We start from the raw sequence: 2,838 nt of genomic DNA on the forward strand, positions 1-2,838 counted from the left end.
CCCCGCCGCCGCCTCCGCCGCCCGTCCCGCCGCCGTCTACGACCGGATCGGTGCCGGGTACCGGCGGGTGCGGCGGGCCGACCCGCGCCTCGCGGCGCTGATCCGGGAAGGGCTCGGCGGGGCGCGGCGGGTCGTCAACGTGGGGGCGGGGGCGGGCTCCTACGAGCCGGAGGGGGCCGAGGTCGTGGCCGTCGATCCCTCGCGGGTCATGCTGGACCAGCACCCCGGCAGGTGGAAGGTGCGGGCCGGGGCCTCGCGACTGCCCTTCAAGGAGGGGGAGTTCGAGGCGGCCACGGCGGTCATGACGGTGCACCACTGGCCGGACCTCCATCGCGGCATCGCCGAGTTGCGGCGCGTCGCGCGCAGGCAGGTCCTCTTCACGTGGGACCCCGCGCACCGCACCGAACTGTGGGCAGTCGCCGAGTACTTCCCCGCGATCCGCGCGATGGAGCACGCGCGGTTCACGCCGCTCGCCGCGGTCGCCGAGGCATTGGGCGCGCACACCGTCGTGCCGTTCCCCATCCCGCACGACTTCACGGACGGCTTCCAGGTCGCGTACTGGCGGCGGCCCGAGATGTTCCTCGATCCCGGGGTACGGGCGGTCAGTTCGACGTTCGCGCAGCTCCCCGACTCCGTCGTCGGGCCCGGAGTCGCGCGACTGCGCGCCGACCTGGAGTCGGGCGAGTGGCACCGCCGCCACGCCGAACTGCTGACGCGCGACGCCGTGGACTACGGCTACCGGCTGCTGGTCGCGGGGGAGTGAACGGGGGCGCTCGGAGGACGCCGTGGCGCGCGGCTCTCCCCGCAGGGGTACGGCCTCGGCTCAACCAGCCCGCTTCCGCGCCGTGTTGGCGGCCAGTGGTGCCAGGACGAGTACCGAGAGGGCCGCGCCGACCGCGTAGCAGAGGAGGTCGGGGGCGTTGAAGGTGCTGCCGAGTACGTAGCGGGCGAGGGTGTGGCGGGCCAAGAGGCGGGCGACGGCCGGCCAGAGCCGCGTCAGTTCCACCGCCCAGCTCAGGGCGAGCGCGACGGCGGCGGCGCGGCGGGCCGCGAGGGCGGGGACGGCCAGGAGGCACAGGCAGGCGAGCAGGACGGTGTACAGGGCGTCCCCCGCGTACTTGGCACCGTCCGTGGCGGGCCACACCGCCCGCACCGCGAGGGCGAGGCCGGTCGTGGCGAGTGCGGCCAGGGCCGCGAGAAGGCGGATGCGGACCCCGCGCGGTACGGCGGGCGCGTCGGCCGGTTCCTTCGCTCCCGTGGCCAACTGCCGCCCCCCGCGCTCAACTCGTCCCGACACCCTATCCGCCCGCGGATCTCATCCGCCGTTCACCGGGAGGTCCGCCGCCGTCCTTAGCGTCCTCGGCGCGACGGTCGTCAGCGGCCGGAGCCCGTACCGACCGCGCCCGGCCCCCCGGCCCGCGCGGCCCCTTTCGAGCACCGGGGAGCAGACCCGTGGACCGCATCACCCGTACGCCCCGCCGCCTCGGCACGACCCTCGCCGCCGTCGCGGCGACTGCCGTCGTGACGATGGTGGTCAGCCCCACCCTCGGCGCCTCGGCGCAGGCCCCGCAGGCGGCCGCCGCGAAGAAGCCCGCCAAGGCCAGGAACGTCATCTTCATCAACGGCGACGGCATGGGCCCGGCGGCCCGCGAGGCCGGCCGCCTCTTCCTCGCCGGTCTCGACGGCGAGCTGACCATGGACAAGCTCCCGGCCGGCGGCCAGCTCACCACGAGCCCGCACGACCCGAAGGCCGTCGTGACCGACTCGGCCGCCGCCGCCTCGGCGTGGGCGACCGGCGAGAAGACGTACAACGGCGCGATCAGCGTGGACGTGGACGGCAACAAGCTCGCGACGCTCGGCCAGCAGGCGAAGGCCGCCGGGAAGCGCACCGGCCTCGTCACGACCGCGCAGGTCACCGACGCCTCCCCGGCCGCGTTCTTCTCCAACACCGCCGACCGCGGCCAGCAGGACGAGATAGCCCGCCAGTACCTTGACGTCTCCCGGCCCGACGTGATCCTCGGCGGCGGCGAGGACTGGTGGCTGCCCAAGGGCAACGCGGGCGCCTTCCCCGACAAGCCCGCCGAGGACCCGAGCGAGGCGAGCAAGGGCACGAAGGGCAACCTCGTCGCCAAGGCGAAGAAGAAGGGCTACGAGTACGTCTCCTCCGCCAAGCAGCTCGGCAAGGCGAAGGCGAAGAACGGCAAGCTGCTCGGCCTCTTCGCCAACGAGGAGATGTTCCAGCAGAAGCCCGAGGGCCAGGGCGACGTCTACAAGCCCGTCGTGGACCTCCCGACGATGACGACGAAGGCGCTCGACACGCTCGACGGCAAGGGCGCGAACAAGAACAAGAACGGCTTCTTCCTCATGGTCGAGGAGGAGGGCATCGACGAGTTCGCGCACGCCAACAACGCCGAGAAGACCCTGGAGTCGCTGCGCCAGCTGGAGCGCACGGTCGCGGTCGCGCGCCAGTACGTGGCCACGCACCCCGACACCCTCCTCGTCGTGACCGCCGACCACGAGACGGGCGGCCTCGCGGTCGAGGAGAACGACGCGACGGACGAGTCCGGTTCGGGGCAGTCCACCGAGGACGGGCCCTTCCCGATCCGCAACTCCGACAAGTCCTTCACGATCGACTGGACCACCGGCCAGCACACCTCGGTCGCCGTTCCCGTCACCGCGCAGGGCCCCTCCGCCGAGCGCTTCAACGGCAAGCACGCCAACACGTACGTGCACACCGTGCTGAGCGACATCCTCACGCGCCGCTGACCGCGTCCCCCGGGCGGTTCCGGGACGGCCCCGGCGCGGCTGCCGGGGGCCGGGGCGGGCGGGACGCGGGGC

3 protein-coding genes are annotated in these 2,838 nt (G+C 73.8%); 2 read left to right on the plus strand and 1 reads right to left on the minus strand.

Annotated features, from left to right (window positions below):
- A partial coding sequence (locus SSBG_RS15255) for a class I SAM-dependent methyltransferase (RefSeq protein WP_050776779.1) occupies positions 1–763 on the plus strand: 763 nt, incomplete at its 5' end.
- A gap of 60 nt (positions 764–823) precedes the next feature.
- On the opposite strand, the gene SSBG_RS15260 is transcribed toward SSBG_RS15255, so the two are convergent.
- A complete protein-coding gene (locus SSBG_RS15260; RefSeq protein WP_037869834.1) occupies positions 824–1,264 on the minus strand; it encodes a DUF2809 domain-containing protein in 441 nt (146 codons plus the stop codon).
- 188 nt (positions 1,265–1,452) lie between these two features.
- Here SSBG_RS15260 and SSBG_RS15265 point away from each other — a divergent pair, with 188 nt between their 5' ends.
- Positions 1,453–2,766: an alkaline phosphatase gene (locus SSBG_RS15265; protein WP_008747005.1), complete on the plus strand. Its 1,314-nt coding sequence runs from the start codon at positions 1,453–1,455 to the stop codon at positions 2,764–2,766.
- Positions 2,767–2,838 lie beyond the last annotated feature (72 nt).

The sequence above is a fragment of the Streptomyces sp. SPB074 genome, assembly GCF_000154905.1.
Lineage (GTDB): Bacteria > Actinomycetota > Actinomycetes > Streptomycetales > Streptomycetaceae > Streptomyces.